Consider the following 2,775-nt stretch of genomic DNA (forward strand, 5'->3'; position numbering starts at 1 on the left):
GCGGCCGGGATCGTACTGGCGGCCGTACTCGTGGCCGCCTTCACCGGTGGCCTGCTGTACCGGGGCAAGAGCGGATGGTGCAGCACCATCTGCCCACCCGCTGTTCCAGTCGCACATGTGGGACGGCTCGGCGATCCCGATCGACGAGAACCTGGAGATCGCCAAGGAGCTGCTCAAGCAGGCGCACGCGGCGAACATCATCCTCGAGGTCGAGATCGGCGTCGTCGGCGGTGAAGAGGACGGCGTCGAGGCCGAGATCAACGACAAGCTCTACACCTCGCCCGAGGACTTCGAGAAGACCATCGACGCGCTGGGCGCGGGCGAGAACGGCAAGTACCTGCTGGCCGCCACCTTCGGCAACGTGCACGGCGTCTACAAGCCCGGCAATGTGGTGCTCAAGCCCGAGGTGCTGGCCGAGGGCCAGCGCGTGGCCGCCGCCAAGCTCGGCCTGGGCGCGGACGCGCAGCCGTTCGACTTCGTCTTCCACGGCGGCTCGGGCTCGCTGAAGTCGGAGATCGAGGACTCGCTGCGCTACGGCGTGGTGAAGATGAACGTCGACACCGACACCCAGTACGCCTTCACCCGCCCGGTGGCCGGCCACATGTTCGCCAACTACGACGGCGTGCTGAAGATCGACGGCGAGGTCGGCAACAAGAAGGTCTACGACCCGCGCAGCTACCTCAAGAAGGCGGAGACCTCGATGGCCGCCCGCGTCGTCGAAGCCTGCAACGATCTGAACTCGGCGGGACGCTCGATCAGCGCCAAGTAAGCTCAACGGTCGGGGATTCCGCTCGAATGGGCGGCATCCCCGGCAATTTTCGAGCGGCGGGCGCGCCGCGGTCTCTATTCGAGGCAGGTGGCATGACTGTCGATGTACGGGTCCTGGGCCCCGTGCAGCTGTTGGTCGCCGGTCGGTCCGTGCCGGTCGGTGGCCCCAAGCCGCGTGCGCTGCTGGCGGCGCTGACCGTGAACCGGCGACGGGCGGTGTCCTCACAGGCACTGGCGGACATCGTCTGGAACGACGATCCGCCGGACTCCTATCAGGCCAGCCTGCAGGTGTTCGTTTCCAATATTCGCAAGACCCTGCGCACCGCCGGGGTCGATCCGGTGGCGCTGCTGCGCACCGAATCCTCCGGGTACCGCCTCGAAATCGAGGACGACGAGTGCGATCTGGGCCGTTTCGAGACGCTGCGCCGCGAGGGTTCGGAGGCCGCCTCGATCGGCGATCCCAACACCGCGTCGCGGCTCTACGGTGAGGCGCTGGCCGAGTGGAGCGGCCGCGCGCTGGACGACCTGTCCGGCCTCGGTTTCGCGGAGAGCTTCGCCACCGCCATGGACGAGGAGCGGCTGCTGGTCGCCTCCGCCCGCATCGATTCCGAAATCGCCCTGGGCCGTGCGTCTTCGGTGGTCGGCGAGCTGGTGTCGATGACCAATACGCATCCGCTGCGGGAACCGCTGTGGGCGCAGCTCATCACCGCGCTGTACCTGTCGGACCGGCAGGCCGACGCGCTGGAGGCGTGCCGCCGGGTGCGCACGGTGCTCGCCGACGAGCTGGGCATCGATCCCGGTCCCGCGCTGATCGCGCTGGAGCAGAAGGTGCTGCGCCAGGAACCGTTGAGCACCGGGCAGATTCACGAGGTCGAACGCATGGCCAAGGCCATGACCGAGACCGTCACCGAGATGCCGCGCGCGGTGCGGGCCGGGCAGTTGCGCCTGGTCGACGGGCGCACGATTCCGATCGGTCCGAACGGCATGAAGATCGGCCGCATGACCGACAACGACCTGGTGCTCGACGACCCCAAGGCGAGCCGTTACCACGCGCAGATCACGCCCAGCCGGGCCGGTCTGCTCATCAAGGATCTGCACTCCGCCAACGGGATCTACATCAACGAGGAGTCCATCGAATCCGCCGCCGTACTGGCGGACGGGGACGCCATCCGGATCGGGACCACGGTGCTCACCTTCCAGGCGTTGCGCTGAAACTCGCTGTCTCGATTCGATCGAGTTCGGCCGAGTACCGGCGGTTCGCCCGATTCGGCGGGTAGGGTCTCTGCCCGGACGTGTCCGGGAAGCCCGATTGTCGAGAGGTTGTGTGGATGGCCAAGCGGCTGGTCGCAGCTGCGGGGGCGGTGATCTTCGGGGCGGGTGTGCTCGTCGGTATGGATCGGATGGCGGCGGCGGATCCGGTAGCGGCACAAGCCGTTCCGGGTACCGGGCCGTGCGCCACCGAGGCCAAGCCGACACACGAGGCACTGGTCCCCAAGACCCTCGAGGTGCCGGTGGTGTATCCGGTGGTCACGGTCGATCCGGGGCCGCCGCCGGAGAACCTGAAACGCGTGAAGATGGATCTGCCGTCGGATCCGTGCGTCAACCCGTGCCCCGATCTCACCGATCAGCCCGCTGCCGCACCGGATCTGGCGCAGCAGCTCGGGCTGCCGAAATTGATCATCCGGCCGCAGCCGTTCAATTTCGCGTTCCCCAACCCGAATCCGCAGCCGCTGCCGCCCGGCCCCGCCCCGGCCAACCCGCCGGTCGAGGCCGCCGCGCAAGTGCCCGCGCGACCCACCCCGCAGGTCTCGGACGTGTCCGAGGTGGCCAAGCTGACCGGCGCGAACTCGGTCAACCGCACCGACAAGCGCTGGCAGGTGCAGGGCACCGACCTCGGCATCATGTGGCAGAGCGCGCCCGACGAGATCGCCATCGCCTTCGGCGACACCGTGGGCCGCGACTTCCATCCGCCGGGCGGCATGGGTGAGGACTGGCGCTCGAATCTGC

The 2,775-nt window shown here is 68.3% G+C and carries 3 protein-coding genes; all 3 read left to right on the forward strand.

The genetic code is table 11. The annotated features are described in order from the left end of the window. Positions 1-769, forward strand: a 769-nt coding sequence (gene fbaA, locus ACWELQ_RS42900; protein WP_452402718.1) for a class II fructose-bisphosphate aldolase, incomplete at its 5' end; no start/stop codon positions are given. 92 nt (positions 770-861) lie between these two features. Continuing rightward, complete coding sequence (locus ACWELQ_RS42905; RefSeq protein ID WP_452402719.1) at positions 862-1,980, forward strand: BTAD domain-containing putative transcriptional regulator; 1,119 nt, start codon at positions 862-864, stop codon at positions 1,978-1,980. A 116-nt stretch (positions 1,981-2,096) separates the two neighbouring features. Further along, on the forward strand, positions 2,097-2,775 hold a 679-nt coding region (locus ACWELQ_RS42910; protein ID WP_452402720.1), incomplete at its 3' end, for a DUF4185 domain-containing protein.

It is taken from the genome of Nocardia sp. NPDC004722 (assembly GCF_053601505.1).

Excerpts from the sequence above, each read along its gene's own strand:
- ACWELQ_RS42905 (WP_452402719.1), top strand. The coding sequence starts at position 862 with ATGACTGTCGATGTACGGGTCCTGGGCCCCGTGCAGCTGTTGGTCGCC.